Origin of the sequence: Bradyrhizobium viridifuturi, from assembly GCF_001238275.1 — a bacterium.
Taxonomy (GTDB): Bacteria; Pseudomonadota; Alphaproteobacteria; order Rhizobiales; family Xanthobacteraceae; genus Bradyrhizobium; species Bradyrhizobium viridifuturi.
The window spans coordinates 38,734-62,142 of the sequence record NZ_LGTB01000025.1; the positions used below are offsets into that span (position 1 = coordinate 38,734).

Genomic DNA, 23,409 nt, shown 5'->3' on the forward strand with positions numbered 1-23,409 from the left:
TGGAAACGCTAGCCCACCGCGCCGTGCTCGGGCGGATGACGATTGGTCGGCGAGGCGTTGATCCTGATGTCTCGCGCCCCGAATTTCGGCGGAGTCATGTTGGCTTCTCAAGCACGGAAAATCTGCTAGATTTTGTCTGGCCAGCCCTCGGCAGTCACGCGCCGAAAGAAAGGGCGGCGATCGTACCATTGATCCGCGCGCTCGTTTTTCTTGCGCGTCGGCTATCTCGATTTACGCACGGCCTTCGCAGCGTCGGCACTCGTGCGCGCATTTCGTTGACGGACCTTCTTGAAGTCAGAAATCGATCTGAGTTCTATCGGCATATTTCAATTGATTGGAGGCGTCGTCATGATCCGTATCGGATCGTTAGCGCTCGTTATCGGCGCGGTATTGACCAGCCCGGCCGGCGCACAATCGGACCTAGTCGAGCGCGGCAATTATCTGGTCAATGGCATCCTGACCTGCGGCAACTGCCATACCCCGAAGGGACCATCGGGCGAGATCCGGGATAAGGCTTTTTCCGGCGGCCTGTCATGGGATGAGCCGCCGTTCAAGGTCACGGCCCCGAATATCACGCAAGACAAGGAAACCGGCATCGGCAATTACACTGACGCAGAGCTCAAGCAACTGATACGTAAGGGCATCAAGCGCAACGGCGCGCACGTCGCCATGATCATGCCAAGCGGCTTCTACGAGATCATGACCGATCGCGATCTCGATGCAGTGATCGCTTATCTGCACACCATCCAGCCGATCAGGAATGCGGTGCCGGAGCCAGTCTACAAGATGCCGCAAGGACATCCTGTTCCCCCAGGTGGTGAAAGCCCGTACACCGAAGCGATGTTGGGCGACAAGGTGCAGCAAGGATTCTACCTCGTCACGATTGCACACTGTATGGAGTGCCACACGCCGATGGGGCCGCAAGGGCGAGAATTTGCGACCAGCATGGGCGCCGGCGGCGGCAAGTTTCCGGGACCTTGGGGCGTCTCGGTTTCGCGGAACATTAGCTCCAGCAAGACGAAAGGCATTGGCGGCTGGACTGATGACGAGATCAAGCGCGCCATCACTCAGGGCGTCAGCAAGGACGGCAGCAAGCTCAATCCGCCCATGGGCTTCCATTACTACGCCACTCTGGCAGCTGCCGACCTCGACGCCATCGTCGCCTATTTGCGTACGGTGCCGGCAAAAGAATAGTCTGAAAGCCGCTTTTGGCAGGCAATGACGATGGAGAGGCGCAGACCAGGTGAGGGTCCGCGCTTCGCATATCGCCTGCTGCCTTCACGCCTTCGAGATGCCGCCGTCGATCACCGGTCCCATCGCCTCGTAGCGTTCGCCGCTGAAGCGCGTCAGCTGCAGTTGCTCGAGCGGATAGTAGTCGGTCGACGAGGTGTTGATCCTGATGCCCGGCAGCAGCATGTCGGATTCGACATTCTTCAAATTCGCCGCCTGCTTGATGATGTTTTCGGACGAGACGTCATCGCCGCACTGCTTGAGCACCTGAACCAGGATCTGGCTGGTGAGATAGCCTGTCACCGCGTAGATGTCGTTCTTGGCGGCGGCCGGATCGTATTTGTCGAGGAAGGCGCGCCATTTCTGGATCGCGGGATCGCTGTCCCAGGCCGCGTCGACGGGATCCTTCAAATAGGCGCTCGAGATGATCCCCTTCGATACGTCGAACCCCGCGGCCTTCAGCGTCGATCCGGCGGACGAGGCGTTGTTGCCGATGTAATGCGCCGGCTGCCAGCCGAGCTCGGCGATCTTCTTGATGCCCTGTGCTGCGAATTTCGGCGTGGTCATGCTCATGAACACGTTGGCGCCGGCGGATTTGCAGCGCACCACCTGGCTGTCGATGGTCGGGTCCGCGGTCTCATACGACAGCTCGGCCACGATTGCGGAGGTCTTGGCGCCAAGTCCGTCCTTGAAGCCTTTCAGCACGTCGCGGCCGAAATCGTCGTTCTGGTAGACGATGCCGATCTTGGGGTCGGCCTGGGTCGCGAGCACGTGTTGCGCGAAGGCGCGCCCTTCGATCTGGTAGCAGGGCTGGAAACCCATGGTGTAGGGGAAATTCTTGTAGTCGCCGAACTTGGTCGCGCCCGAGGCGATGAAGAGGTGCGGGACCTTCTTCTGGTTCATGTACTTCATGATCGCCGCATTGGTGGGCGCACCGAGCGGCGCAAACAGGACGTCGATCTCGTCGCCTTCGACGAGCTTGCGCGCCTGCTCGACGGTCTTGGCCGGGCTGTAGGCGTCGTCATAGGTGATGTACTTGATCATGCGGCCGTTGATGCCGCCTTGCTCGTTGATCATCTTGAAATAGCCGCCGGGCGTGCGGCCGATCGACGAATAGACCGCAGCCGGTCCTGAATAGGCGTCGATGTTGCCGATCACGATCTCGGCTTTGCCCTTGGCGATCGCGGGCCTGCCGAGCAGCAGCGTGGCCGACGTGGCGGCTGCGCCCTTGATGAGATGACGGCGAGTTGGTTGGATCGAACGGTTCCAAGGCATTGCAGTCCTCCGCTTCTTCTTGTTGGCCGTTTTGGCATTGTTGGCCGTTTGGCAGCCTCTGACGGGCGTGCCGGCTCGAATACCACGCAGGGCTCAAGCCGGATCAAATCAATCTATGTGAGGAGCGCGGCAGAACTTGTGTGTAGTCGCTGCCATCATGAATATTGGCGCGGTGTCAGGGTGCGGAGCGGCGCGGCGGATCTGATAATCCGAGCCGCGCCGCGTATCGCAGCCGATCAGGCCGGCAGCGCCCGGCCCGCCGCGCGACCGTGGGCCTTCAACGGGCGCACGGGGAAGACGCGATCGTAGGCGATGTTGAACACGAACGCGTAGACCAGATAGAACGCGACGATCGAGATATCCATCATCAGCGCGGCCCACAGCGAGACGCGAGATACCAGGCGACGAACGGGATCAGCAGCACGATCAGTCCGGCCTCGAACAGCATCGCGTGCGCAACGCGGATCGGCATCGTCTTGACGACGCGGCCGGTGAAGCGGACCAGCGCATGGTCGAAGCCGAGATTGAACAGCAAGTTCCAGATCGTCGCCACCGTCGCCGAGACGACGCCGATGACGCCCATATGGGCGACCGGCTGATTGAACAGCCAAGCGGCTGCCGGCGTGAAGATGGCGATACCGATCAATTCGAACAGGACTGCGTGCCTGATCCGGTCGGAGAAGGAACGCATGGACATTTGGAAACCCTTTCTTGTCGTTGTGATCGGGTTTCTATCTGATATTGTGGGATTACAAAGTTAGATAATATCTGGAAAAGAGATAGATGGCCATTTCCATGGACCAGCTCGAATCGTTCGTGGCGGCCGCCGAGCAGGGCTCGTTCTCGGGCGCGGCGCGGCTGCTGAAGAAGGCGCAATCGGCCGTCAGCACGCATGTCGCCAATTTGGAAACCGACCTCGGCATTGCGCTGTTCGACCGGGCCGGGCGCAACCCGGTGCTGACCGAAGCGGGGGCGCGGCTGTTGCCGGAAGCGAAGCTGATCCTCGATCGCCGCGAGCACCTGATCGGCGTTGCCAGCAGCTTCGAGGCGCATGTCGAGAAGCGCCTGGTGGTGGCGATCGACGAGCTCTATCCGGAGAGCGCGGTCGGCGAACTGTTCGCGGAATTCGCCACGCGCTTTCCTCATGTCGAGCTTGAGCTGCTGTTTCCGATCATGGAGGACGTCAGCCGCCTCGTGCTCGACGGCAAGGCCGATGTCGGCGTGATGTGGCGGCAGGAGCAGCTGCCGCCCGAGCTCGGCTTCAAGACCATCGGCTGGGTGCCGCTGCAGCTGGTGTGCGGCAAGAACCATCCGCTCGCGCATGGAAAGGTGGACTGGGAGGAGCTGAAGCGGCATCGCCAGATCATGGTCACGGTGCGCAACGAAGGAACCGAGCGGCACCGGCTGCGCGTCGCGGCGGAGGTGTGGTGGGTCGAGAGCCATTGGGTGATCCTGCAGATCCTCAAGCACGGCGTTGGCTGGGCGTTGATCCCGGCGCACATCATGGCGAGCTCGCAGGTCGCCGAGGAACTGGCGGTTCCCGAACTCGACTTCGACGAGGGTGCGCATCCCGTCGCGCTCGAAGTGGTCTGGCACAAGCAGCGGCCGGCTGGACCGGCGGCAAAATGGCTGCGCCGCCGTTTCGCCACGCGGCCGCCGATGCTCCGCCTGTGAGCGCCGGACGCGCGCGTCGTGCATCGCATGGCAGCTGACAGCGCGACCGCGATGTGTTGCCATGCCTGTCGCACTGACCTGACAGGGTGGAGACGATGGCGAAGCAATTGGAAGGCAAGGTCGCGGCCGTGACCGGGGCGGCGTCCGGCATCGGACTTGCGAGCAGCGAGGCGATGCTGGCAGTCGGCGCGCGCGTGGTGATGGTCGACCGCGACGCCGCCGCGCTCGCGGCGCTCGCCGGCAGGCACGGCGATGCGGTGATCCCGCTGGTCATCGACCTGCTCGATCCCGCGGCCTGCGCGACGCTGCTGCCGCGCGTGCTGGAGAAGGCGGGCCAGCTCGACATCCTGCACGCCAATGCCGGCATCTATGTCGGCGGCGACCTCGTCGATGCCGACAGCGCCGCGATCGACCGGATGCTGAACCTCAACGTCAATGTCGTGATGAAGAACGTGCACGACGTGTTGCCGCACATGATCGCCCGGGGGACCGGCGACATCATCGTCACGAGCTCGCTCGCCGCGCATTTTCCGACGCCCTGGGAGCCGGTCTACGCGTCGTCGAAATGGGCGATCAACTGCTTCGTCCAGACGGTGCGCCGCCAGGTGTTCAAGCACGGCATCCGCGTCGGCTCGATCTCGCCGGGGCCGGTGATCAGCGCGCTGCTCGCCGACTGGCCGGCGGAGAAGCTCGCGGAAGCCAAAGCGTCGGGCAGTCTGCTTGAGGCAAGCGAAGTCGCCGAGGTCGTGCTGTTCATGCTGACTAGGCCGCGCGGCATGACGATCCGCGACGTCGTCATGCTGCCGACGAATTTCGATCTGTAAGGCGGGGGCCCGCGCGGGCTCCGAATTTTGTCCGGCGCAGCGGGATTATTCCGCGCCTGCGAGGGTTCAATAGGGCGCACAACAACATCTCTCAGGGAGGCTTTTTCATGCGTCGTGTCAGTCTGTCTTTGTTCCAATCCATCACCATCCTCGCCGCCACGCCTGCGCTGGCGCAGGCACCGTTGGTCGAGAAGAACGTCTCGATGGCGATGTCGCTGGCGATCATGCAGGCGGCGATCGATCAGTGCACCAAGGACGGCTACAAGGTGTCGGTCGTGATCGTCGACAAGGGCGGCAATGTCGCGGCCTCGGTTCGCGGCGACGGCACCGGCCCGCACACCATGGAATTCGCGCGAATGAAAGCCTACACGGCGCGCACCCGCAGCCAGACCTCGCTCGCGACGATGAAGCAGATGGAAGATCCCGCTAACGCCTTCCTCAAGCAGATCCCGAATGTTGTCGGCGTCGGCGGCGGCGTTCCGATCAAGGCCGGCAGCGAGGTGATCGGGGCTGTCGGCGTCTCGGGCGCGCCCGGCGGCGAGAAGGATGAGGTCTGCGCCAATGCCGGCATTGCGAAGGTGGCGGACGCGCTGAAATAGCGCCGAGAGACGATATGATGACAAGGCGGTGGGCGTTGCGGATCGCGCGGCGCCCCCCGCTGCTAAAGCATGATCCGGAAAAGTGCTTGGCGGTCTTCCGAAAAGATCATGCTCAAACAATGAACTAAAGCGCGATGACAATTCAACCCAATCTCATCGCGCTTTAGACCGCGAGTAGCTCTTCCACGGCGCTGCCGGCGCGCTTCGCCTTCTTCGCCCTGGCCGGTGCGAACAGGTTGCCTGCGGCGAGGCCTGCGGTATCGGCGACGGCCGGATCACCCGACACCATGGCGGCGACGATGGCGCCGTCGATCAACAGCGCGAGCTGATGCGCCAGCACGGCCGGCTCGGTCGCGCCCATCTCGGCGGCGAGCTTCTCGATATGCGCCAGCACCACCTTCTTGTGCTTCAGTGCGATGTTGCGGAACTGCTTGGCATCCTTGTCGTGCTCGGCGACCGCATTGATGAAGGGGCAGCCGTAGAAGCGTTCCTCGGCGAACCAGGATTTCAGGGCAGGGAAGATCCGCGACAGCTTCGTCTGCGGATCGCCGCCGCCGGCCTCGATCGCGCCGATGAACCATTCGCGCCACTGCCGGCCTTCGCTCTCGAGCACCGCATGCACGAGGTTGGTTTTCGAGCCGAACAGTTTGTAGAGCGTGGTCTTCGCGGTTCCAGCCTCGTCGATGATCGCATCGATCCCGGTGGCGTTGATGCCGTTCTTGCAGAACAGATGCGTCGCCGCATTGAGCAGGCGTCCGCGCGCCGATTCATCGTCGCCGGCGCTGAACGCCGCGGCTGGTTTTTTCTTCGCAATCGATTTGGCCATGCGCGGCAGTAAATCGGAGCGCGGCGAAATCATCAAGCCGCATCTTCATGCGCGCCTTCCTGCGCTGAAAATAATCGCAGGCCCGCGGCATCTGCTTGGCGATTGAGCAAGACGGCGCTGATCAATCCGCAGGCAGACCCCCTTAAGCGCCTGCGGAATTTCGCCTTTTGATCTGGGGCCGGACTGGCACGCTTCGTGCAGGAAACAGACCGTTCGGTATCCTGACCAATTCCATCGCTCCCAGGGAGAAAACTGATGACCGCTGTCGCCCAGAAAACCGCACTGACCGGCTGCCTCGCGCCGATCGACAGAGGCGGGCTCGAGCAGCTCATTGCCAACGGCAAGGCCAACCCGAAGGTCGTCAAGACCTTGAAGTGCAAGACGGTGGCCGAGGGCAAGTTCCGCCACGCCAACTACATCCGCAACCTCGCGCCCTACATCGTCGACGAGCCGCCGGGCCTGCTTGGTGACGACACTGCGCCCAATCCCTCCGAAGCCTCGCTCGCCGCGCTCGGCTCCTGCCTTGCAGTCGGCCTGCACGCCAACGCCGTGCATCGCGGCTGGATCGTCAACAAGCTCGAGCTCGAGCTCGAGGGCGACCTCAACATCACGGCGGTGTGGGGCACCGGCGACGTCAGCGAGAAGCCGGTCGGCTTCACCGACGTCCGCGTCAAGGTCGACATGGAGTGTGAAGGCATCGCGCAGGGCGAGATCGACGCGCTGGTGGCGCATGTGAAGAAGTGGTCGCCGGTCGCCAACACCTTCACCCGCCCCGTCAATCTCGAGGTCAGCGCTTAGGCGCCAATCGGCAATTCAAGGTGCGGAGATCACCCATGGGTTCACTGGCTTTGTCGCGGGTCGCAGCTCAAGATCCCGCACCGACCATCACGGACGAGGTCGCGCGCCTCGCCCGCCAGGAGCTGGCACCAATCGCATCCGCGATCGATGCCGGCTCAATCTATCCCGGCGAATTCCTGCGCCGGCTCGGCGAGGTCGGGGCGTGGAGCAGCCATGTGCCGCAGGAGGGCCCCGCCGACCTGCGCTGGGCCATCCAGTCGATGGCCGCGATCGGCGAGGTCTGTGGCGCCACCGCCTTCATGGCCTGGTGCCAGAACACGCTGGTCTGGTACGTCGCCAATTCCACCAATGTGAAGCTCGCCGCGCGCTTCGGCGACTGCTTCTCCCGCGGGCGCGTGCTGGGCGGCACCGGGCTTTCCAACCCCATGAAGAGCTTCTTCGGCATCGAGCGGCTGAAGCTCAGGGGTCGCAAGGTCGACGGCGGCTACATCGTCCGCGGCGCGCTGCCCTGGGTGTCGAACCTCGGGCCCGGCCATTACTTCGGCACCATCTTCGAGCGCGAGGAGGAGGACGGCGGCACGGTCATGTTCCTGGCCGATTGCTCCGATCCCGCGATCACGCTGACGCCGTGCAAGCCGTTCCTGGCGATGGACGGCACCGGCACCTACGGCGTTCAGTTCCGCGACGTGTTCGTGCCGGATGAATTGATCCTCGCCGAGCCCGCCGCTCCCTTCGTCAGGAAGATCCGCGCCGGATTCATCCTGCTGCAGGCCGGCATCGGCCTCGGGCTGATGCGGGACTGCATCAACATCATGGACGAGGTCCACGCGCCGCTCGGTCACGTCAACCGCTATCTGCCGCAGCAGCCGCTGCAATTCCGCGAGCTCTATGCCGAGTTCGAGAAGGAGGCGATGACGCTGGCGGGCGATCCCTACAACGCCGACGATAGCTACTGGCGCCGCGTCGTCGCGCTCCGCTTGCGTATCGGCGATGCCAGCGTCGCGGTCGCGCATGCGGCGATGCTCCATTGCGGCGCGCGCGGCTACCTGATGAGCCACCGCGCCCAGCGCCGGCTGCGCGAAGCCTATTTCGTCGCCATCGTCACGCCCGCCACCAAGCAGCTGCGCAAGATGCTGGCGGACGGCTGAAGCATGATCCGGAAAAGTGGGGACCGGTTTTCCGAAGAGATCATGCTCAAACAAGTTCGGGACCACCACGACTGCAACCGCAAACAGGAGAGAGCCATGACGGACGTTCTGATCACCGCCGGCGAACTAGCCGAGCTCGTCACAAAGGAGCCGTGTGTCGTCATCGACACGCGCAATCCGGATGCCTATGCGGCGGGACATCTGCCCGGCGCGGTCAATGTGCATGACATCTTCACCTATCTTGCGACTTCGACGCCGGAGGGCATGCACGCGCTGAAGACCAAGTTCGCCGACGCCTTCGGCGCCGCCGGCCTCTCCGGCAAGGAGACTGCCGTGATCTACGAGCAGTCGATGAATTCCGGTTTCGGCCAGTCCTGCCGCGGTTACTACCTGCTGGCGATGCTGGGCTATCCCAAGATCAAGGTGCTGCACGGCGGCTTCGATGCCTGGAAGGCGGCGGACCTGCCGGTCACGACTGACGTTGCGGTGCCGGCGAAGGCCGGATTCGCCATCGTGCCGGAGGCCGGCGACATCATGATCGATGCCAAGGCGATGCTGGCGGCGGTCGGCAAGCCGGGTGTCGCGATCCTCGACGTGCGCGACGTCGACGAGTGGATCGGCGAGAGCTCGTCGCCTTACGGGAAGGATTTCTGCCCGCGCAAGGGTCGCATCCCCGGCGCGGTCTGGCTCGAATGGTATCGGATGATGAAGCCGACCGGCGAGGGGCCGCGCTTCAAGTCAAAGGACGAGATCCTCGCCGAATGCGCGACCGTCGGCATCTCGCAGACCACGCCGGTCTATCTCTACTGCTTCAAGGGGGCACGTGCCTCGAACACCTTCCTGGCGCTGAAGAACGCCGGCGTAAAGGACGTGCGGATGTACTTCGGCTCCTGGAACGAATGGTCGCGCGATCCGGCACTGCCGATCGACGAAGGCTTGCCGACCGCTGCCGTCGTAACAGGCAAAGCGGCATAAAATCTGCATGTTTGTCGGCGTCCGGCGGCATAAGATGCGGCCGGACGCTGATCAATGCCGGCGTCGTTACTGCGTGCCGGTCCCCACGGAGGAAGCCTCATGAAACGCGAAGACCTCACCGAAAAGCTGCTCGACATCAAGCGCGAGAAGGGCTGGAGCTGGAAGCATATCTGCGAGAAGATCGGCGGCTATTCCGAGGTCTTGATCGTTGGCGCGATCCTCGGCCAGATGAAATTGACAAAACCGCAGGCGGCCAATGCCGGCGAGCTGTTCGGCCTGTCGAAGGCCGAGACCGCGATGCTCAACGAGGTGCCGATGCGCGGCACCGGCACGCCGATGCCGCCGACCGATCCCCTGATCTACCGCTTCTACGAGATGGTGATGGTCAACGGCCCGGCGTGGAAGGCGTTGATCGAGGAGGAGTTCGGCGACGGCATCATGTCGGCGATCGACTTCGACATGGCGATGGAGCGCGTCGCCAATCCGAAGGGCGATCGCGTCAAGATCACCATGAGCGGCAAGTTCCTGCCCTACAAATATTATGGTGCCAGCGGCAACGTGCCGGAATACGGCTTCAAGGAAGGGTGAGGGCGGCGCGGAGCGGCGATCCGGAACATAAGGATTCCGGGTTTGGTCCCCTTGGATCATCCCGGAACGACAGGGTGAGGCCCGTCGCTCAAACTCCGTTCGCACCTTCTCAATCGATACTATTTCCGGGATACATAAGGCGTCGCTTTCTGCGCGCCTTTCCGAATGGAGCGCGCTATCGCAAATACAAGTAGCTGCTGACTCGTCCTGCAACCTCATGCTATCTCACTTGACTGTCGGTCGGGGCGGGAAGTCACGTGAAACGAAGTACATGCGGCCTATTTGCAGGTGCGATGGCGGTGTTGGCAACGAGTCTATCGTTGCCAGGCGTCAGAGCGAATTCCACCGAGGACTGGGCAAAGTGCCTGAGTATCGAGAAAATTCCACCTTCGGAGCGGATTTCAGGTTGCACTGCCGCGCTGGCCTCGAGATCTGATAGCTGGGCTTACAGCAGGGCTTACTATCTTCGCGGCCAAGCGCATTTTGATGAGCAGAATTTTGAGGCCGCCGTCGCCGACGTCTCACAGTTTCTTCATTCCTACCCCAACAACGTGCAGGGACTCCAGGTACGTGCAGCCGCATATTTCAGGCAGCGCAACTTCGACCCTGCGATTGCAGACTACACCCGTGTGATCGAGATCGAGCCAAAGGGCTCGTTTGCCTATATCTATCGCGGGGACGCGTATCGAGCGAAGGGTGAGCTTGATCATGGTATCGCTGATTACAGCAAAGCGATCGAGATCAATCCTACGTTCGCATTCGCGTATTTTGGTCGCGCTATGATCCATTGGCAGCGCGGGTCCCTTTCCCAGTCTTTGGCGGATTTTGACGAGGCAGGTCGGCTCAATCCGAAAAGCGCTTATGCGGCCTTGTGGCGCGACATCATTGCCCGGCGCAGTGATCAACCGAGCCGGTTGGCAGACGTGGCAACGCATCTCGACATGACGAAGTGGCCCGCCCCGATCGTCAACCTCTTTCTGGGCACGTTGACATCGCAGCAAGTGCTCGACGCTGCCGATGATTCCAATCCAGAAAAGAAGAGAAGCAAAGTCTGCGAGGCGAACTTCTATGTTGCGGAGCTTGCCTTGCAGCGCGGCGCCAGGGATGACGCGAGGCGGTCGCTTGAGTTGGCCGCAGCCGATTGTCCGAAGCCCTTTGTCGAAGGCTGGGCTGCCGCCATCGAACTCAAAACGTTGCGCGCTAGTCCGTGACCGCCCGAACGGGGACCCACGATGGGGCCCTTTGACTCTGTCCGTTACTCGCAATTCACTGCAGGATCGCCCGCGGCGCGTAGCGGTTTCAGCCGTCGTTGCTACGAGCGAGCGGAGAAGTTGCAAGGCACTTTGTGGACGAAACAAATCCGTCCCACTGCGCGTTGCGCGATGGATGCTTCGCTGGGCTTGTTATCGGGCGCGCGTTGGCGCGATCCGTCGACTCGCCGTGATGATGGTCATCAAGGTGCCGCTGACCCCGCAACGAACGCTTCGCGCACCTCCTTCACCGGTGCCATGTCGCGGACGAAGGTGAACGCGCCATTGTCCTTCATTTCCCGGGCACATCGCAGGAATGCAGCCAGCGCGTGGCGCTCCATCGCGCCACCAACGCTGATGCGCTTGACGCCGGCGGCCGACAACTGCTCGACGGTCAGGGTCGGATCGGCAAAACCCATCACGAGATTGAACGGCCGCTTCAGTGCCGAGACCACGGTCTTGATGGTGCCGAGGTCGTACAGACCCGGTGAATAGAGCACGTCGGCGCCGACCGCCTCGAAGGCCTGCAGGCGCTTGATGGTGTCGTCGAGATCCTGGCGCCCCCAGAGGAAGTTTTCCGCCCGCGCCGTCAGCGTGAACGGGAACGGCAGGGCCCGTGCCGCTTCGACCGCCGCCTGCACCCGCTCGACCGCGAGCGAGAAGTCGTAGATCGGGTGCTCGCGATTGCCGGTCGAATCCTCAATCGAGCCGCCGACGACGCCGGCTTCGGCGCGCGCGCGATCGCCTTTGCCGCGGTCGTCGGGTCGTCGGCGCCGCAATTCTCGAGGTCGGCATTGACCGGCAGGTCGGTGGCCTCCGCTATCACCCGGCAGTTCTCGATGATGGCATCGAGGCTGATGGTGGACTGGCCGAGCGTGTTGGCGACCCCGAGGCTGGTGGTCGCGAGTGCCTCGAAGCCCATCGCCGCGAGCAGCTTCGCCGTGCCGGCGTCCCACGGATTTGGAATGATGAAGGCACCGCTCCGCTGATGCAGCTCGCGAAACCGTGCTGCCTTGTCTGCCTGGGTGCGCATGTGAACTCCTGATGGTTGGAAGAAAGCGACTGGCAGTAGCGATAGGGCGGTTTCGACTATCAGACAAATTTGTTATTTCTCTCGATATCATCAGCTTTTTGCATGAGGCGGCAATGGATAGCGACGCGCTCAACACGTTCCTGGTGGTGCATCGGCGCGGCGGGATCTCGAATGCCGCCAAGGCGCTGCATCGCTCGCAGCCTGCGATATCGAGGCGCATCGCGCTGCTCGAGCAGGAGCTCGGTGTGCCGTTGTTCGAGCGCATCGGAGGCAAGACGCGGCTCAGCGATGCCGGACGGGTGATGGTGCCCTATGCCGAACGCGCGGTGGCGGCGGCGCAGGATGCCGAGAACGCGGTGCGCGCGCTGCTGCGCGACAATTCCGGTCCGGTGGCGCTGGCGGTGACGGGCACACTTGCGGGCGAGCGGCTCTCGAAGGTGCTGAAGCGCTTCGCCCGCCGGCATCCCGATGTCGCGCTGACGCTGCGCACTGCGACCAGCGCGGAGGTCAGCGATTTGATCCGGCGCGGCGAGGCGACCATCGGGCTGCGCTACGATCGCGACCGCTCAGCTGACCTCGATTGCGAGGTGCTGTTCGCCGAGCCGCTCGGGGTGGTCTGTGCGCCGGACCATCCGCTGGCCGGACGCCGGGTCGGCAGGCTCGCCGATCTGAGGGACGAGCGATGGATCGCGTTTCCCGAGGTGCCGGGACGGCGGGAGATCGCCGCCTCGCACGTGTTCGCCCTGTTCCTGACCCACGGGCTCGGCGAGATCGACTGGACGCCGGTCGACAGCCTCACGGCGCAGAAGCGGCTGGTCGAGGCCGGACTCGGGATCGCGCTCTTGTCACAAAGCAATGCGGCGGAGGAGCTGCGCGCCTCGACGATCGCGACGATTCGCGTCGGCAATCTCAGCGCAAGCCACGAGGTCGTCGCGGTGACGCGGCATGGCGGCTTCCTCAGCGCCGCGTCGCGCCGTCTGCTCGACATCATCCGCGCTGAGTTCACCAGGGCGAGGGGTACAAACGCGTCGCGCCGGAACAATGTCCGGCGCGCGTAGCAGATGACGGGAGCGTAGCCGGGCGTGAACCTAGGTCCCCGCTTTCACCTGGGCCACGGCCACGGCCAGCAGCTCGTCCATCTTGGCGCGGATATCGCGCTCGGTGGCGGGCTGGCCCTTGGCGGTGAGGTCCTTCAGCACCTTGTGCAGGACGTCATTGTCGCCGGCTTCCGCGAAGTCGGCGGCCACCACGTCCTTGGCATAGGCGTTGGCCGCGTCGCCCGTGATGCCGAGCTTCTCGGCGGCCCACAGGCCCAGCAGCTTGTTCCGGCGCGCTTCCGCCTTGAACTTCTGCTCCTCGTCGAGGGCGAACTTCTTCTCGAAACCTTCCTCGCGCTTGTCGAATTCGCTCATGGCCGAAGTTCCAATCCCCTGCTGAATGCGGGCCGCAGCTCCGTTGCGGCAGCCCCGATGCCTGCCTAGATAGGTGGGAGGAATCGGCAAGACAACGAGCCGTTAAGCCGCAGGCAAAACAGGCGGAATCGGCCCTTTTCGATAGGGCGGTATAAGTACCCGCAAGGGGGCACTATCGATTGTGCTGAATGGGCCAATCGGATAGGTTGCCAACAGGTGTGGTTCTTGTTCTGTTTCCAGTTGGATAGCTCAGGTTCCAGGCCTCCGCGGCAGCTCCGTCGTGGGTCGTAACCCCAAGTCATCCGGAGCACCCAAATTCATGGATTTCAACAAAACACGGTACATCCCAATGAGCCGTCGACGCCGCATTTATGAAGGCAAGGCCAAGGTGCTTTACGAAGGCCCCGAGCCGGGAACCCTGATCCAGCACTTCAAGGACGACGCGACTGCGTTCAATGCCAAGAAACACCAGGTGATCGAGGGCAAGGGCGTCCTCAACAACCGGATTTCGGAGTACCTGTTTCAGCACCTCAACGACATCGGGGTGCCGACCCACTTCATCCGCCGCCTCAACATGCGCGAACAGCTGATTCGCGAGGTCGAGATCGTGCCGCTCGAGGTGGTGGTGCGGAACGTCGCCGCCGGCTCGCTGTCGCAGCGGCTCGGGATCGAGGAGGGCACCCAGCTGCCGCGCTCGATCATCGAGTTCTATTACAAGAACGACCAGCTCAACGACCCGATGGTGTCGGAAGAGCACATCACCGCGTTCGGCTGGGCGACGCCGCAGGAGATCGACGACATCATGGCGCTGGCCATCCGTGTCAACGACTTCCTGACTGGTCTTTTCCTCGGCATCGGCATCCGCCTCGTCGATTTCAAGATGGAGTGCGGTCGGCTGTTCGAGAACGAGATGATGCGGATCATCGTCGCTGACGAGATCTCGCCGGACTCCTGCCGGCTGTGGGACATCAAGTCGAACGAGAAGCTCGACAAGGACCGTTTCCGCCGCGATCTCGGCGGTCTGCTGGAAGCCTATACCGAGGTGGCAAAACGGCTCGGCATCCTGATCGAAAACGAGCGTCCGGCCGGCAGCGGCCCGGTGCTGGTGAAGAGCTAAGTTTAAGGGGCAATCGTGAAGGCACGCGTCACTGTCACATTGAAGTCGGGCATCCTCGATCCGCAGGGCAAGGCGATCGAGGGCGCGCTGAAGTCGCTCGGCGTCGATGGCATCGCCAGCGTTCGGCAGGGCAAGGTGTTCGACATCGAGCTCGCCGCGACCGACAAGGCCAAGGCGGAGGCGGCGCTGAAGGCCGCCGCCGACAAGCTGCTGGCGAACACCGTGATCGAGAACTACCGGGTCGAGGTCCTGAGCTAGCCGGGCGAGCCAGATGACAACAGCCACCCTCGCTGCTGGCGGTGACCGTATCGTCGTCCGATCGTTGTTGGCTGCCCTGCTGACGGTTGCTGGAAGCGGCGGTGTCTCGGCGCAATCGGCGCCGCCGCCACCTTCCGCCGCGACGCAGGCGCCGCCGTTCACGGTCAGCGGATGGAGCTACGAGCGCCGCGGCTCAGATGTGCACATGTTCCGCTGCGCGCAGTCGTCCTGCGGCGCGGGCTCCAAGGTGAGCTACCGGTATTATACCGGCGGAAAGCAGATGACGCTCGACCAGTTCCGTGCAGGGCAGGAGCAGATCATCAAGGCGCTGGAGCAGCGGACGCCCGGACAGCGGATTACGCTGCTCGGCGTTGACGGCGACAAGGGCACGGCGACGCCGCGCATGTTCAAGGCACGGCGTCTGACCGTGACGGCCGATGGCGCAAGCGAGTATCAAGTCAGCGGCTTGCTGATCGGCGGACAAGGCTCTGCCAGCCTGATCAGTTCGGCGCGCGACGAGAAGGCCAGCAACGACAATTACGCAAAGTTTGCCGCCGCAGCGAAGCTCGTGCTGGCGCCCAAAACCAGGTGATCCGATGAAATCAGCCGTCCTCGTCTTCCCCGGCATCAATCGCGAGCGTGACATGGCGCGCGCGCTCAAGCTCGCATCCGGTAACGAGACCGCGATGGTCTGGCACGCCGAGACCGCGCTGCCCAGGGGTACCGACCTCGTGGTGGTGCCCGGCGGCTTCTCCTACGGCGACTATCTGCGCTGCGGCGCGATCGCAGCGCGCGCGCCCGTGATGGACGCGGTGCGCGACTTCGCCGCCAAGGGCGGGCTGGTGCTCGGTGTCTGCAACGGTTTCCAGATCCTCTGCGAGTCCGGCCTGCTGCCCGGCGTCTTGATGCGCAATGCCGGGCTGAAATTCGTCTGCCGTGACGTGCACATGAAGGTCGAGCGCTCCGACACGCCGTTCACCCGCGGCTACAATGCCGGCCAGGTGATCCGCGTGCCGGTGGCGCATGGCGAGGGCAATTACGAAGCGGACGAGGAAACGCTGAAGCGGCTCGAGGGCGAGGGGCGGGTGCTCTACCGCTATTGCTCGACCGATGGCGTGGTCGACGAGGCCTCCAACTTCAACGGCGCCGCGCATTCGATCGCCGGCATCGTCAACGAGCGCGGCAACGTGCTCGGCATGATGCCGCATCCGGAAAATCACGTCGAAGAGATCATGGGCTGCACCGACGGCCGTGGCCTGTTCGCCGGGCTGGTCCAGCAGTTCGAGAAGGCGGCATAACGGAAATGCTGGGGCGGTGGTGCCTTGCCGCTGCTGCGGCACTCGTTTTTGCGTCGGCAGTCAACGCCCAGGATCTCCCAAAGCAGGTCTTTCCCAAGCGCCCGATCACGATGATCGTGCCGTTCACCGCCGGCGGCACCTCGGACGTGATTGCGCGCGCGGTCGCCGACCAGATGAGCGCGGCGCTCGGCCAGAGCATCATCATCGAGAATGTCGGCGGCGCTGGCGGCTCGACCGCGCTGACCCGCGCCGCGCGCGCCGAGCCGGACGGCTACACGATCGCGATCGGCAATGCCGGCACCAATGCCGCGACCTACACGATCTATCCAAAACTGTCGTTCACGCCCGATTCCTTCGCGCCGATCGCCGTGGTGGCGAAGACCTTCGGCATCGTCGCGCTGCGCAAGGATTTCCCGGCCAAGGACCTCAAGGACTTCATCGACTACGCCAAGAAGAATCCGGGCAAGGTCAATCTCGGCCACGCCGGCGTCGGCTCGTCGAACTACCTGATCTGCAAGAGCTTCGTGCATGCTGCCGGGATCGACGTGCAGCTGGTCGGCTATCGCGGCGCCGCGCTCGCGCTGACGGATGCGATCGGCAGCCAGATCGACGGGGTCTGCGATGCCGCGGCCTCGGTGTCGCAGGCGATCGACGACAAGCTGGTGAAGGCGGTCGTGGTCGGCTCGACGGTGCGGCTCGCCTCGCTGCCGGAGCTGCCGACCTCGAGCGAGGCCGGGCTGCCCGAGTTCGAGGCGCAGGGCTGGAACGGCCTGTTCGCGCCGAAGGGCACGCCGCCCGAGATCGTCGCCAAGCTCAACGCCGCCGCGCGCACCGCGGTCGCAAGCGAAGCGGTGAAGAAGCGCTTCGTCGACCTGTCGACGGTTGCGCCCGACGCCGATGAGCTCGCACCCGAGGCGTTGCAGCAACTGGTGACGCGCGACGTCGCGAAATACCGCACGCTGCTCGCGGACGACAAGAAGTAGTGCCTCCGCGGCGCGCAACTCCCTATTGTAAACACAGTCTACGGCAAGCCTGCATTCAGGTCTGATCGGGGATGCGGCCATGCGCCGTGTTGTCTTGCGCTGCTGCGCCGGCATGGCGCTCGCTTGGCTCGTTGCCGGTGCCGCGGCCGGAGGAAATGCAGGCGAGATCAGAGCAGGCAAAGCGTGCTGAACAGGAGCGTAAGGCCGGCTGCGAAGCGCGATAGCTATCGCATGCTCGTCTCAACCGCTGCCGCCGGCGCCGCGGCTTGCGGTCGCGAACAAGCCATCTTCACTGTGATCGTAGTCGCAGCCAGCGCTTCACCGCGTCTGCCGGCACCGTCATCGCGGCGACGCCGAACATGACCAACACCAGACCGAGCGCCAGGTTCGACGGCACGGATTCCCCGAGCAGGATCACCGACAATGCGACGCCGATCGGGATGCGCAGATAGCCTTGCGCGTTCGTCGTCAGCGTGCCGAGCCGCGTCAGGCACATGTAGAACAGCATCAACCCGAATGCGCTGGAGAAGATGCCCATCACGACGGTGGCGACCAGCGCTTGCGGCGTCGGGTGCAGCGTCCAGGGATGGTCGACGATCAGGGCGACGGGCAACAGCACGGTGCCGCCGAACAGCAGCGAGCCGGCGGCAACCACCATCGGATCATAATCGGAGAGTCGCAGCCCGAAGATTGTCGCGCAGGCAAACGAGATGGTGGCGAGCAGGATCGCGATCTCGGCGAATATTTCCTTGCCGAAGCCCGAGAGCGCGTCGAGGCCGATGATCGCGACCGTGCCGGCGAGGCCGAGGATGGCGCCGACCAGCTTGAGCAGCGAGGCCGGCTCGTGCCGCGTGATCGCCCAGGTGATCAGGAAGGCGAAGATCGGCGTGGTCGAGGCCAGCACCACGGTGTTGGACGCCGGCACGTAGAGCTGCGCCCAGGTGATCACCAAAAACGGGATCGTCGAGTTGATGGTCTGCTGGAAGGCGAACAGCTTCCACGCCTTGATGTCGGTCGGGATGCGGATGCCGCGGATCCGCAGCACCACGAGCAGGAAAGCTGCGGCCACCAGCGAGCGCGCCGAGATGAAGGTGACCGGCGGGATCGAGCCGAGCCCGATCTTGGTCAGCGGATAGGTCGAGCTCCAGCAGCAGGCCAGCGCCAGCAGCAGCGCATAGTCGCGCCAGCCGCGCGCGCCCGGCGCCGATGTCGACGCCGTGGGTGTGATCGCGGGAGCCGTCACGCCGCCCGCTCTAGCTGTGCTCTTCGGCACCTTGATTGGCTCCCTGCCAGGAGACTGATACTTCGGGACTGCAGCTTAGGCCAGCGGAGAGTCTTCGGCGCCTCACACGATCATCTCGCTGCGGCACAGGTCCGGCGGGCGATCGACAAGCCGGTTTACGGTATGGAGGAATTCTACGGTATGCGGCAGCGTGGCGTGTAAATCGAATGCTGCTTCATCGGTCCAAATCGAGTGAATGACGAAGCGGGCACTGTCGCGGCTGCCGCGGAAGACGTGGAAATCCCTGCATCCGGTCTCTGCGAGCGAGGGCGCCGCGACCTGGCGCAGCGCGGCTTCGACGGCGCGTTCCTGTCCCGGAGCAGCGTGAAACTGTGCGAAAAAGTAGAATGGCATCGGCTCACTCGCAATTCTGCCCTGCGGCATATTCGAAACGACGCGTGCATGCGGCAGTATCAATCAGGCCGCGAGACTTTCGCAACCGCGCTCTCGCCATTCGCGGTGTCGGCCTGTAGCCCCTCTTCAGCGGTTGCTTCCCACCATTCGCCGAGGGCATCGATCAGCGGCACCAGCCGATGCCCGGCCGACGTGAGCTCGTACTCGACACGCAAGGGGTATCCTTGGAATTCCATACGCTCGACGATGCCGGCGTCCTCGAGCTTGCGCAGCTCCAGGGTCAGCATCTTGTGCGAGATGGTCGGGTTGTCGCGGCGCAGGTCGCTGAAGCGCTTGGTGCCCTGCTTCAGATAATAGATCAGCAGCGTCGGCCAGCGGCCACTCAGGATCTGCATCACTTCTTCGATCGGGCAGCGGGAGACGAGAGATTTCATGGCGGCTCGTGGTTACAAAAAGGTGCGTAATTTACATCCCGGATGTGGCGAATAGGGTCCGGCTCCGCTGCGCAGCGTGATCGTCAGATCATCACCGGAGACCACATCATGGAACCTATCCTTATCTATGGCTTCCCGCTCGGAAGCTCCATGGGGCTCGTTGCAGCCCTCGAATGGCTGCGCAAGCCCTACCGCCTTTGCCGCGTCGACATGCTCGGCGAAATGCGCGATCCCTCCTATGCGCGGATCAATCCGCGGCACGAGACGCCGGCCTTCGTCACCGACCAGGGCAGGGTGCTCACCGAGAACATGGCGATCGCAAGCTGGCTCGCGGCGCGCGATACCGAGCGCCGCATCAGCTTCGAGCCGTTGTCGCCCGAGGTCGACCGGATGCGTTTGCTGATTGCGTTCGTGAACACCGGCTTCACCGCGGCGTTCAGCCCGTTGTGGGCGGCGCTGGAGATGCAATCGCCGGCCCCGACGATGCAGTCGGCGCTGCGTCAGTGGGGGAAGGGCAATGTCGTGCAGCGGCACGACAGGCTCGAGGAACTGATCGGGGATGCGCCGTTTCTGCTCGGCGACCATCCGACATTGGCGGATGGGCTGCTGATCGGTGTCGCGCGCTGGCTCGAATTCCACGCCGTCGCCGACCGCAATCGCTGGCCGAAACTGGCCGCCCTTCGCGCACGCCTGGAGGCCGATCCGGCCGTGATTTACGCGACAGCGCTGGAGAACGGTGACAGCAGTCCGGGAACGGGCGCTTGCCTCGGTCACGTTGCGCTTGCCGAGGTGATCGAGCGGTTCGGCACGCCGCGCGCGTGAGTGATTCCCGGAGGCGGGATTGCGAGGCGGTGGACGCGGCTTGGCGTCCACCGCCAGGAATTTGCCGAAAGGATGCTAGCGCAGCACCTCGTTCAGCACCTCGCCATCGACCTGGTGCGGCGTGGTGCCGAGCATCCGCATGATGGTCGGCGCGACGTCGATGTTGCGCATGTGCCGTACCACGGTGTCCTTCCGGATCTGCGGCCCCGCGGCGATGAACGTCGCGCTCATCACCGGAAGCTCGGGATCGTGTCCATGGGCGCCGTAGAAGTTCGGTATCGACAGCGCGGTGGTGGCCGAATTGAACGGCGCATCGCCCTGGCGCGCGACGCCGGGGTTCTGGATACCGTCGAAATTGTAGCCGGGCGCCATCAGCGCGAACACGTCGCCATAGTCCTGGCCGACGGTCTTGCTGGTGCACTGTCCGGTGCCGGCGTCGCATTGCAGCGGCCGGGTCTCGACGACGGTGAAGATGCGCTGATCCCTCAGCGAATAGTTGAAGCGCGCATTGGGATCGACCGCGTTCTTCACCGCATCGGTGATCTGCGCCACCAGGGCGCGGTAGGTCGCTAGATCCACGGTGCCGCCGAGCTCGCGGTTCTGCAGGTTGACGTAGATGTCGGCGGCGGGACCCGAGGTGCGGATGCCGACCTTGCTGGTGTCGATACCCGCATTGCGCAGGATGTTGGTGAGATTGACCGAGGTGTGGAACGGCGCGAAGCCGTGGTCCGACACCACGACGACGTTGCTGTCATGGCCCGCGGCCTCGGCAATCTGCCTCACGGCCTTGTCGGCGGTCTGGTAGGCGAAGCGGATGTAGGAGGCGTAGCGCTTGACCTTGGCTGGATCCTGGTTGGCGCCGATCGAGTTCGGATCGGTCGGGCTGGTGCCCTGGCGCGGATCGGTGAGCAGGAACTGGTGCTCGGAGCCATCCGGCTGCTCGATATAGACCATGACGAGGTCGGCATCCGGATGCGCCTTGATCGCGCGCTCGCCGATATTGGCCTGGTAGCGCACGAAGGTCTTCACCATGTCCTCGAACATCGTCTCGATCTCGAGGTCGGGGAAGCCCGTGAAGCCCGGGCTCAGGCGCTCCGGAATGCGGAAGTCGGCCTGCGGACGCCAGAACCCGATATTGTTGTTGATGTCGTCGACATCGGCGAGGACAGGCGTGTTGCGCGGAATGTAGTTGGCGCCGTAGCGGGCGAAGCGCACGACCGAGAGGTCCGGCGACAGCGCCGAGACGAAGTACGCGGCGCCGACCTTGGCGCCGCTGCCTTCGAAGAAGAACGGCGCGTTCTCGCCGCCGAACTTGACATAGGCCGGTCCGGTCGAGGGCGCGTGGAACGGCCCTGCGGTGATGCCGCGGTTCTCGTCGAAGAACACCAGCGTGTCGTAATTCACCTTGCGGTCATTTGTCGTGTCGATCGCGGCGACACGGATCGAATATTTCACGTCGAGCGTCGACGCATTGGTGCAGGTCGCGGTTGCCGCGGCCGAGCACGAGAACGTCTCGACCGGCGCCGAGGTCACCAGCACCGGGCTGAACGAGAAATGACCGGCCGCCTGCAGCGCCGCCACGATGCCCGGATCGGCGGTGAAGTCGCTGCGCGACAGCGTAAAGCCCTGGGCGCCGATGCCGCCGAACGCGCCGAACGGCACCGTGAAGTCGGTGACGCGGGTCGGCTGCGCCGGCTGCACCACGGTCTTGTTGATGGAGATGTCGGCGCCGTCGCCGCCGGGCCAGGTCGCGGTGACGACCTTCTTGCCCTGCTGGCGCAGCTGAACCCACAACGCTGCGCCGTCGGGTTTGCCGTCGGCCCGAGCGGACTTTCGCTGTAGCCGCCGATCGGCGCCGCAAAACCGCTGATGCTGCTGGAGATCGGCCCGACGATCGGCTGGAACGTGTTCGAGGGGATATCGTTATGAACCGCCGTCGAACCGGTCGCGATCGCGATGTGCGACACCGCCGTGAGCGACGGCGACGCCGTTACGTTCTGCAACGCCACCGCGCCGTGGCGGCTGAGCCGGGCGAGACCGCCGTCGCGCGGCAGCACACCTTCCTCGATGAATTTCTGGATGAAATCGGGTTTTGCGCCGTCGAGCGAGATCAACACCACGCGCGACTTGCGGCCATGATGACCGCCGTCATGATCTTGGTCCTGATCCTGATCGTGACCGCGGGAATCGCTGCCGCGATCGCCATTATCGCCGTCCTGTCCGGCGCGCGCCGGAGTTGCGATCCACGCCAGCGATGCGACAAGCGTCATCGCCGTCGTGGCGGAAACCAACGTTTTCAATTTCATGAGAATGCCCCAAGCTCGCTGCGCGAATGCACAAACGGAAACCGTTCGGCAATCTACGGACGCTTGGCTGACGGCCATGTGACGCATGCGCGACGACGCAACGACAGCGCATTTGCGCGTCACAACTGCAGTGTGCATTGCTTTACGCGAAGATCGCGCGTGAACGCAACGCGCTAGCGCTCTGCTTTCTAGTCAGTGCGTGTCGATGTAACGGTTGGATGACGGCGCGTGGTCACGGACCTGAAGCGTTCTCGCACGAAGCGGTGACGCGCGCGCTTACGCTGTCGGCTCCGCAGGCGCCTTGCGCTTCACCCGCTTGATGGTGCCGGAGAAGGTGAACAGCGGCCGCCCGGCCGATGTCAGCATGCCGCGCACGAAGATCAGCGACATGCCGGCGCGGGTGACTTCCCCGGTGCATTCGATCAAATCGCCCTCGCGGGCGGCGTCGAGGAATTCCGAGGCGAACGAGACCGTGACGCCGGGGCCCTGGAGCACGGAACCGGCGAGCGCGAACAGGCAGTAGTCCGCGAAGGTCATGAAGCAGCCGCCATGGACGTTGCCGGAGCCGTTGAGGTGCTTCTTGGCGACCCGGAACGCGCAGGAGATGCGGCCGTTCTCGTCCATGCGGTGGTAAAACGGGCCGGTATGGGTCTCGAAATTGTCCCGAGTCCAGGTTCGCCAGCCGGCGAATTCGCCCTCGGTTTCGACATGCAGGTCGGGGCGGCGGTTGAATGCGGTGTTGAGTGCGGTCGGGGCGAGTTCGTTCACGAAATCTGGGCCTTCAATTATCGGGTTCGGGTCCTTAAATCCGATCCATCCCCATTGTGCAAATCCCGGGTGCCGACCCCAAGCCGCGCCCAACCGCCGCAAAGCTCTGGACAGGCCGGAAATGGGCCGTAAAAGGCCTTTTCGCCCCCGTTCGA

At 63.8% G+C, this 23,409-nt stretch carries 24 protein-coding genes and 3 pseudogenes; 16 read left to right on the top strand and 11 right to left on the bottom strand.

The features are described from left to right. Positions 1–288 precede the first annotated feature (288 nt). On the top strand, positions 289–1,194 hold the full coding sequence (locus tag ALC15_RS22515; RefSeq protein ID WP_244486211.1) for a c-type cytochrome: 906 nt from the start codon (positions 289–291) through the stop codon (positions 1,192–1,194). Positions 1,195–1,278: 84 nt separating this feature from the next. Here ALC15_RS22515 and ALC15_RS22520 read toward each other — a convergent pair whose 3' ends face one another. Then, positions 1,279–2,505 carry an ABC transporter substrate-binding protein gene (locus ALC15_RS22520; protein WP_050629148.1) on the bottom strand — a complete coding sequence of 409 codons (1,227 nt, stop codon included), beginning with the start codon at positions 2,503–2,505 and terminating at the stop codon, positions 1,279–1,281. A gap of 236 nt (positions 2,506–2,741) precedes the next feature. Next, positions 2,742–3,196: pseudogene (locus tag ALC15_RS22525) on the bottom strand (PACE efflux transporter). A 92-nt stretch (positions 3,197–3,288) separates the two neighbouring features. Here ALC15_RS22525 and ALC15_RS22530 point away from each other — a divergent pair. From ALC15_RS22530 to ALC15_RS22540, 3 genes are all read left to right on the top strand, one after another. Continuing rightward, positions 3,289–4,179, top strand: a complete 891-nt coding sequence (locus ALC15_RS22530) for a LysR family transcriptional regulator (protein ID WP_050629149.1) — start codon at positions 3,289–3,291, stop codon at positions 4,177–4,179. Positions 4,180–4,274: 95 nt separating this feature from the next. Further along, positions 4,275–5,003 (top strand): SDR family oxidoreductase, encoded by a 729-nt coding sequence (locus ALC15_RS22535; RefSeq protein WP_050629150.1) that lies wholly within the window; start codon positions 4,275–4,277, stop codon positions 5,001–5,003. 107 nt (positions 5,004–5,110) lie between these two features. Continuing rightward, positions 5,111–5,602, top strand: a complete 492-nt coding sequence (locus tag ALC15_RS22540; protein ID WP_050629151.1) for a GlcG/HbpS family heme-binding protein — start codon at positions 5,111–5,113, stop codon at positions 5,600–5,602. 163 nt (positions 5,603–5,765) lie between these two features. Here ALC15_RS22540 and ALC15_RS22545 read toward each other — a convergent pair whose 3' ends face one another. Further along, complete coding sequence (locus ALC15_RS22545) at positions 5,766–6,428, bottom strand: TetR/AcrR family transcriptional regulator (RefSeq protein ID WP_050629152.1); 663 nt, start codon at positions 6,426–6,428, stop codon at positions 5,766–5,768. Positions 6,429–6,683: 255 nt separating this feature from the next. On the opposite strand from ALC15_RS22545, the gene ALC15_RS22550 reads away from it, so the two are divergent. The 5 genes from ALC15_RS22550 to ALC15_RS22570 all read left to right on the top strand — a co-directional run bounded on the left by ALC15_RS22550 (position 6,684) and on the right by ALC15_RS22570 (position 11,148). Next, entirely contained in the window at positions 6,684–7,226 is a 543-nt protein-coding gene (locus tag ALC15_RS22550; RefSeq protein ID WP_050629153.1) for an OsmC family protein, read from the top strand. Between the two features lie 35 nt (positions 7,227–7,261). Further along, positions 7,262–8,374, top strand: a complete 1,113-nt coding sequence (locus tag ALC15_RS22555) for an acyl-CoA dehydrogenase family protein (RefSeq protein WP_050629154.1) — start codon at positions 7,262–7,264, stop codon at positions 8,372–8,374. Positions 8,375–8,470: 96 nt separating this feature from the next. Beyond that, positions 8,471–9,349 carry a sulfurtransferase gene (locus ALC15_RS22560; protein WP_050629155.1) on the top strand — a complete coding sequence of 293 codons (879 nt, stop codon included), beginning with the start codon at positions 8,471–8,473 and terminating at the stop codon, positions 9,347–9,349. A 99-nt stretch (positions 9,350–9,448) separates the two neighbouring features. Continuing rightward, on the top strand, positions 9,449–9,937 hold the full coding sequence (gene cynS / locus ALC15_RS22565) for a cyanase (protein ID WP_050629156.1): 489 nt from the start codon (positions 9,449–9,451) through the stop codon (positions 9,935–9,937). A 293-nt stretch (positions 9,938–10,230) separates the two neighbouring features. After that, entirely contained in the window at positions 10,231–11,148 is a 918-nt protein-coding gene (locus ALC15_RS22570) for a tetratricopeptide repeat protein (RefSeq protein ID WP_050629157.1), read from the top strand. Positions 11,149–11,390: 242 nt separating this feature from the next. On the opposite strand, the pseudogene ALC15_RS22575 reads toward ALC15_RS22570, so the two are convergent. Then, a pseudogene (locus ALC15_RS22575) lies at positions 11,391–12,220 on the bottom strand (isocitrate lyase/PEP mutase family protein). Between the two features lie 113 nt (positions 12,221–12,333). Between ALC15_RS22575 and ALC15_RS22580 the strand changes: the two are divergent. Then, on the top strand, positions 12,334–13,278 hold the full coding sequence (locus ALC15_RS22580; RefSeq protein ID WP_050629158.1) for a LysR family transcriptional regulator: 945 nt from the start codon (positions 12,334–12,336) through the stop codon (positions 13,276–13,278). A gap of 30 nt (positions 13,279–13,308) precedes the next feature. On the opposite strand, the gene ALC15_RS22585 is transcribed toward ALC15_RS22580, so the two are convergent. After that, a complete protein-coding gene (locus ALC15_RS22585; RefSeq protein ID WP_050629159.1) occupies positions 13,309–13,632 on the bottom strand; it encodes a DUF1476 domain-containing protein in 324 nt (107 codons plus the stop codon). Between the two features lie 349 nt (positions 13,633–13,981). Here ALC15_RS22585 and purC point away from each other — a divergent pair, with 349 nt between their 5' ends. Genes purC through ALC15_RS22610 form a run of 5 tightly spaced genes read left to right on the top strand, consistent with a single transcriptional unit; the run spans position 13,982 to position 17,288 of the window. Further along, positions 13,982–14,749, top strand: a complete 768-nt coding sequence (gene purC / locus ALC15_RS22590) for a phosphoribosylaminoimidazolesuccinocarboxamide synthase (protein ID WP_016843454.1) — start codon at positions 13,982–13,984, stop codon at positions 14,747–14,749. Between the two features lie 15 nt (positions 14,750–14,764). Next, the gene (gene purS, locus ALC15_RS22595) at positions 14,765–15,007 is read left to right on the top strand and encodes a phosphoribosylformylglycinamidine synthase subunit PurS (protein ID WP_021077860.1); all 243 of its coding nucleotides are present in this window, start codon (positions 14,765–14,767) and stop codon (positions 15,005–15,007) included. Positions 15,008–15,020: 13 nt separating this feature from the next. Next, positions 15,021–15,599, top strand: coding sequence for a hypothetical protein (locus ALC15_RS22600; RefSeq protein WP_244486212.1), 579 nt, complete (start codon positions 15,021–15,023; stop codon positions 15,597–15,599). Between the two features lie 4 nt (positions 15,600–15,603). Continuing rightward, positions 15,604–16,305 (top strand): phosphoribosylformylglycinamidine synthase subunit PurQ, encoded by a 702-nt coding sequence (purQ, locus tag ALC15_RS22605; protein WP_050629160.1) that lies wholly within the window; start codon positions 15,604–15,606, stop codon positions 16,303–16,305. Between the two features lie 5 nt (positions 16,306–16,310). Continuing rightward, on the top strand, positions 16,311–17,288 hold the full coding sequence (locus tag ALC15_RS22610) for a tripartite tricarboxylate transporter substrate-binding protein (protein WP_050629161.1): 978 nt from the start codon (positions 16,311–16,313) through the stop codon (positions 17,286–17,288). Positions 17,289–17,577: 289 nt separating this feature from the next. Here ALC15_RS22610 and ALC15_RS22615 read toward each other — a convergent pair whose 3' ends face one another. The 3 genes from ALC15_RS22615 to ALC15_RS22625 form a co-directional block, all read right to left on the bottom strand. Next, positions 17,578–18,561, bottom strand: coding sequence for a DMT family transporter (locus tag ALC15_RS22615; RefSeq protein ID WP_050629162.1), 984 nt, complete (start codon positions 18,559–18,561; stop codon positions 17,578–17,580). 72 nt (positions 18,562–18,633) lie between these two features. Continuing rightward, on the bottom strand, positions 18,634–18,987 hold the full coding sequence (locus tag ALC15_RS22620; protein WP_128089557.1) for a putative quinol monooxygenase: 354 nt from the start codon (positions 18,985–18,987) through the stop codon (positions 18,634–18,636). Beyond that, complete coding sequence (locus tag ALC15_RS22625) at positions 18,984–19,358, bottom strand: winged helix-turn-helix transcriptional regulator (protein ID WP_050629164.1); 375 nt, start codon at positions 19,356–19,358, stop codon at positions 18,984–18,986. The genes ALC15_RS22620 and ALC15_RS22625 overlap by 4 nt, the downstream gene beginning before the upstream one ends. A 108-nt stretch (positions 19,359–19,466) precedes the next feature. On the opposite strand from ALC15_RS22625, the gene ALC15_RS22630 reads away from it, so the two are divergent. Then, positions 19,467–20,180 (top strand): glutathione S-transferase family protein, encoded by a 714-nt coding sequence (locus ALC15_RS22630; protein WP_050629165.1) that lies wholly within the window; start codon positions 19,467–19,469, stop codon positions 20,178–20,180. Positions 20,181–20,255: 75 nt separating this feature from the next. On the opposite strand, the gene ALC15_RS22635 is transcribed toward ALC15_RS22630, so the two are convergent. From ALC15_RS22635 to ALC15_RS22640, 3 genes and pseudogenes are all read right to left on the bottom strand, one after another. Next, positions 20,256–21,974, bottom strand: coding sequence for an alkaline phosphatase family protein (locus ALC15_RS22635; RefSeq protein ID WP_244486213.1), 1,719 nt, complete (start codon positions 21,972–21,974; stop codon positions 20,256–20,258). A 167-nt stretch (positions 21,975–22,141) separates the two neighbouring features. Continuing rightward, a pseudogene (locus tag ALC15_RS47645) lies at positions 22,142–22,624 on the bottom strand (hypothetical protein); the annotation flags it as partial. Positions 22,625–22,762: 138 nt separating this feature from the next. Further along, complete coding sequence (locus tag ALC15_RS22640) at positions 22,763–23,254, bottom strand: PaaI family thioesterase (protein ID WP_050629166.1); 492 nt, start codon at positions 23,252–23,254, stop codon at positions 22,763–22,765. Positions 23,255–23,409 lie beyond the last annotated feature (155 nt).

Excerpts from the sequence above, each read along its gene's own strand:
- ALC15_RS22520 (WP_050629148.1), bottom strand. The coding sequence starts at position 2,505 with ATGCCTTGGAACCGTTCGATCCAACCAACTCGCCGTCATCTCATCAAG.
- ALC15_RS22630 (WP_050629165.1), top strand. The coding sequence starts at position 19,467 with ATGGAACCTATCCTTATCTATGGCTTCCCGCTCGGAAGCTCCATGGGG.
- purQ (WP_050629160.1), top strand. The coding sequence starts at position 15,604 with ATGAAATCAGCCGTCCTCGTCTTCCCCGGCATCAATCGCGAGCGTGAC.
- ALC15_RS22625 (WP_050629164.1), bottom strand. The coding sequence starts at position 19,358 with ATGAAATCTCTCGTCTCCCGCTGCCCGATCGAAGAAGTGATGCAGATC.
- ALC15_RS22540 (WP_050629151.1), top strand. The coding sequence starts at position 5,111 with ATGCGTCGTGTCAGTCTGTCTTTGTTCCAATCCATCACCATCCTCGCC.
- ALC15_RS22555 (WP_050629154.1), top strand. The coding sequence starts at position 7,262 with ATGGGTTCACTGGCTTTGTCGCGGGTCGCAGCTCAAGATCCCGCACCG.
- ALC15_RS22530 (WP_050629149.1), top strand. The coding sequence starts at position 3,289 with ATGGCCATTTCCATGGACCAGCTCGAATCGTTCGTGGCGGCCGCCGAG.
- ALC15_RS22610 (WP_050629161.1), top strand. The coding sequence starts at position 16,311 with ATGCTGGGGCGGTGGTGCCTTGCCGCTGCTGCGGCACTCGTTTTTGCG.
- ALC15_RS22600 (WP_244486212.1), top strand. The coding sequence starts at position 15,021 with ATGACAACAGCCACCCTCGCTGCTGGCGGTGACCGTATCGTCGTCCGA.
- ALC15_RS22570 (WP_050629157.1), top strand. The coding sequence starts at position 10,231 with ATGGCGGTGTTGGCAACGAGTCTATCGTTGCCAGGCGTCAGAGCGAAT.
- ALC15_RS22545 (WP_050629152.1), bottom strand. The coding sequence starts at position 6,428 with ATGGCCAAATCGATTGCGAAGAAAAAACCAGCCGCGGCGTTCAGCGCC.
- cynS (WP_050629156.1), top strand. The coding sequence starts at position 9,449 with ATGAAACGCGAAGACCTCACCGAAAAGCTGCTCGACATCAAGCGCGAG.
- ALC15_RS22550 (WP_050629153.1), top strand. The coding sequence starts at position 6,684 with ATGACCGCTGTCGCCCAGAAAACCGCACTGACCGGCTGCCTCGCGCCG.
- ALC15_RS22560 (WP_050629155.1), top strand. The coding sequence starts at position 8,471 with ATGACGGACGTTCTGATCACCGCCGGCGAACTAGCCGAGCTCGTCACA.
- ALC15_RS22535 (WP_050629150.1), top strand. The coding sequence starts at position 4,275 with ATGGCGAAGCAATTGGAAGGCAAGGTCGCGGCCGTGACCGGGGCGGCG.
- ALC15_RS22585 (WP_050629159.1), bottom strand. The coding sequence starts at position 13,632 with ATGAGCGAATTCGACAAGCGCGAGGAAGGTTTCGAGAAGAAGTTCGCC.
- purC (WP_016843454.1), top strand. The coding sequence starts at position 13,982 with ATGAGCCGTCGACGCCGCATTTATGAAGGCAAGGCCAAGGTGCTTTAC.
- ALC15_RS22580 (WP_050629158.1), top strand. The coding sequence starts at position 12,334 with ATGGATAGCGACGCGCTCAACACGTTCCTGGTGGTGCATCGGCGCGGC.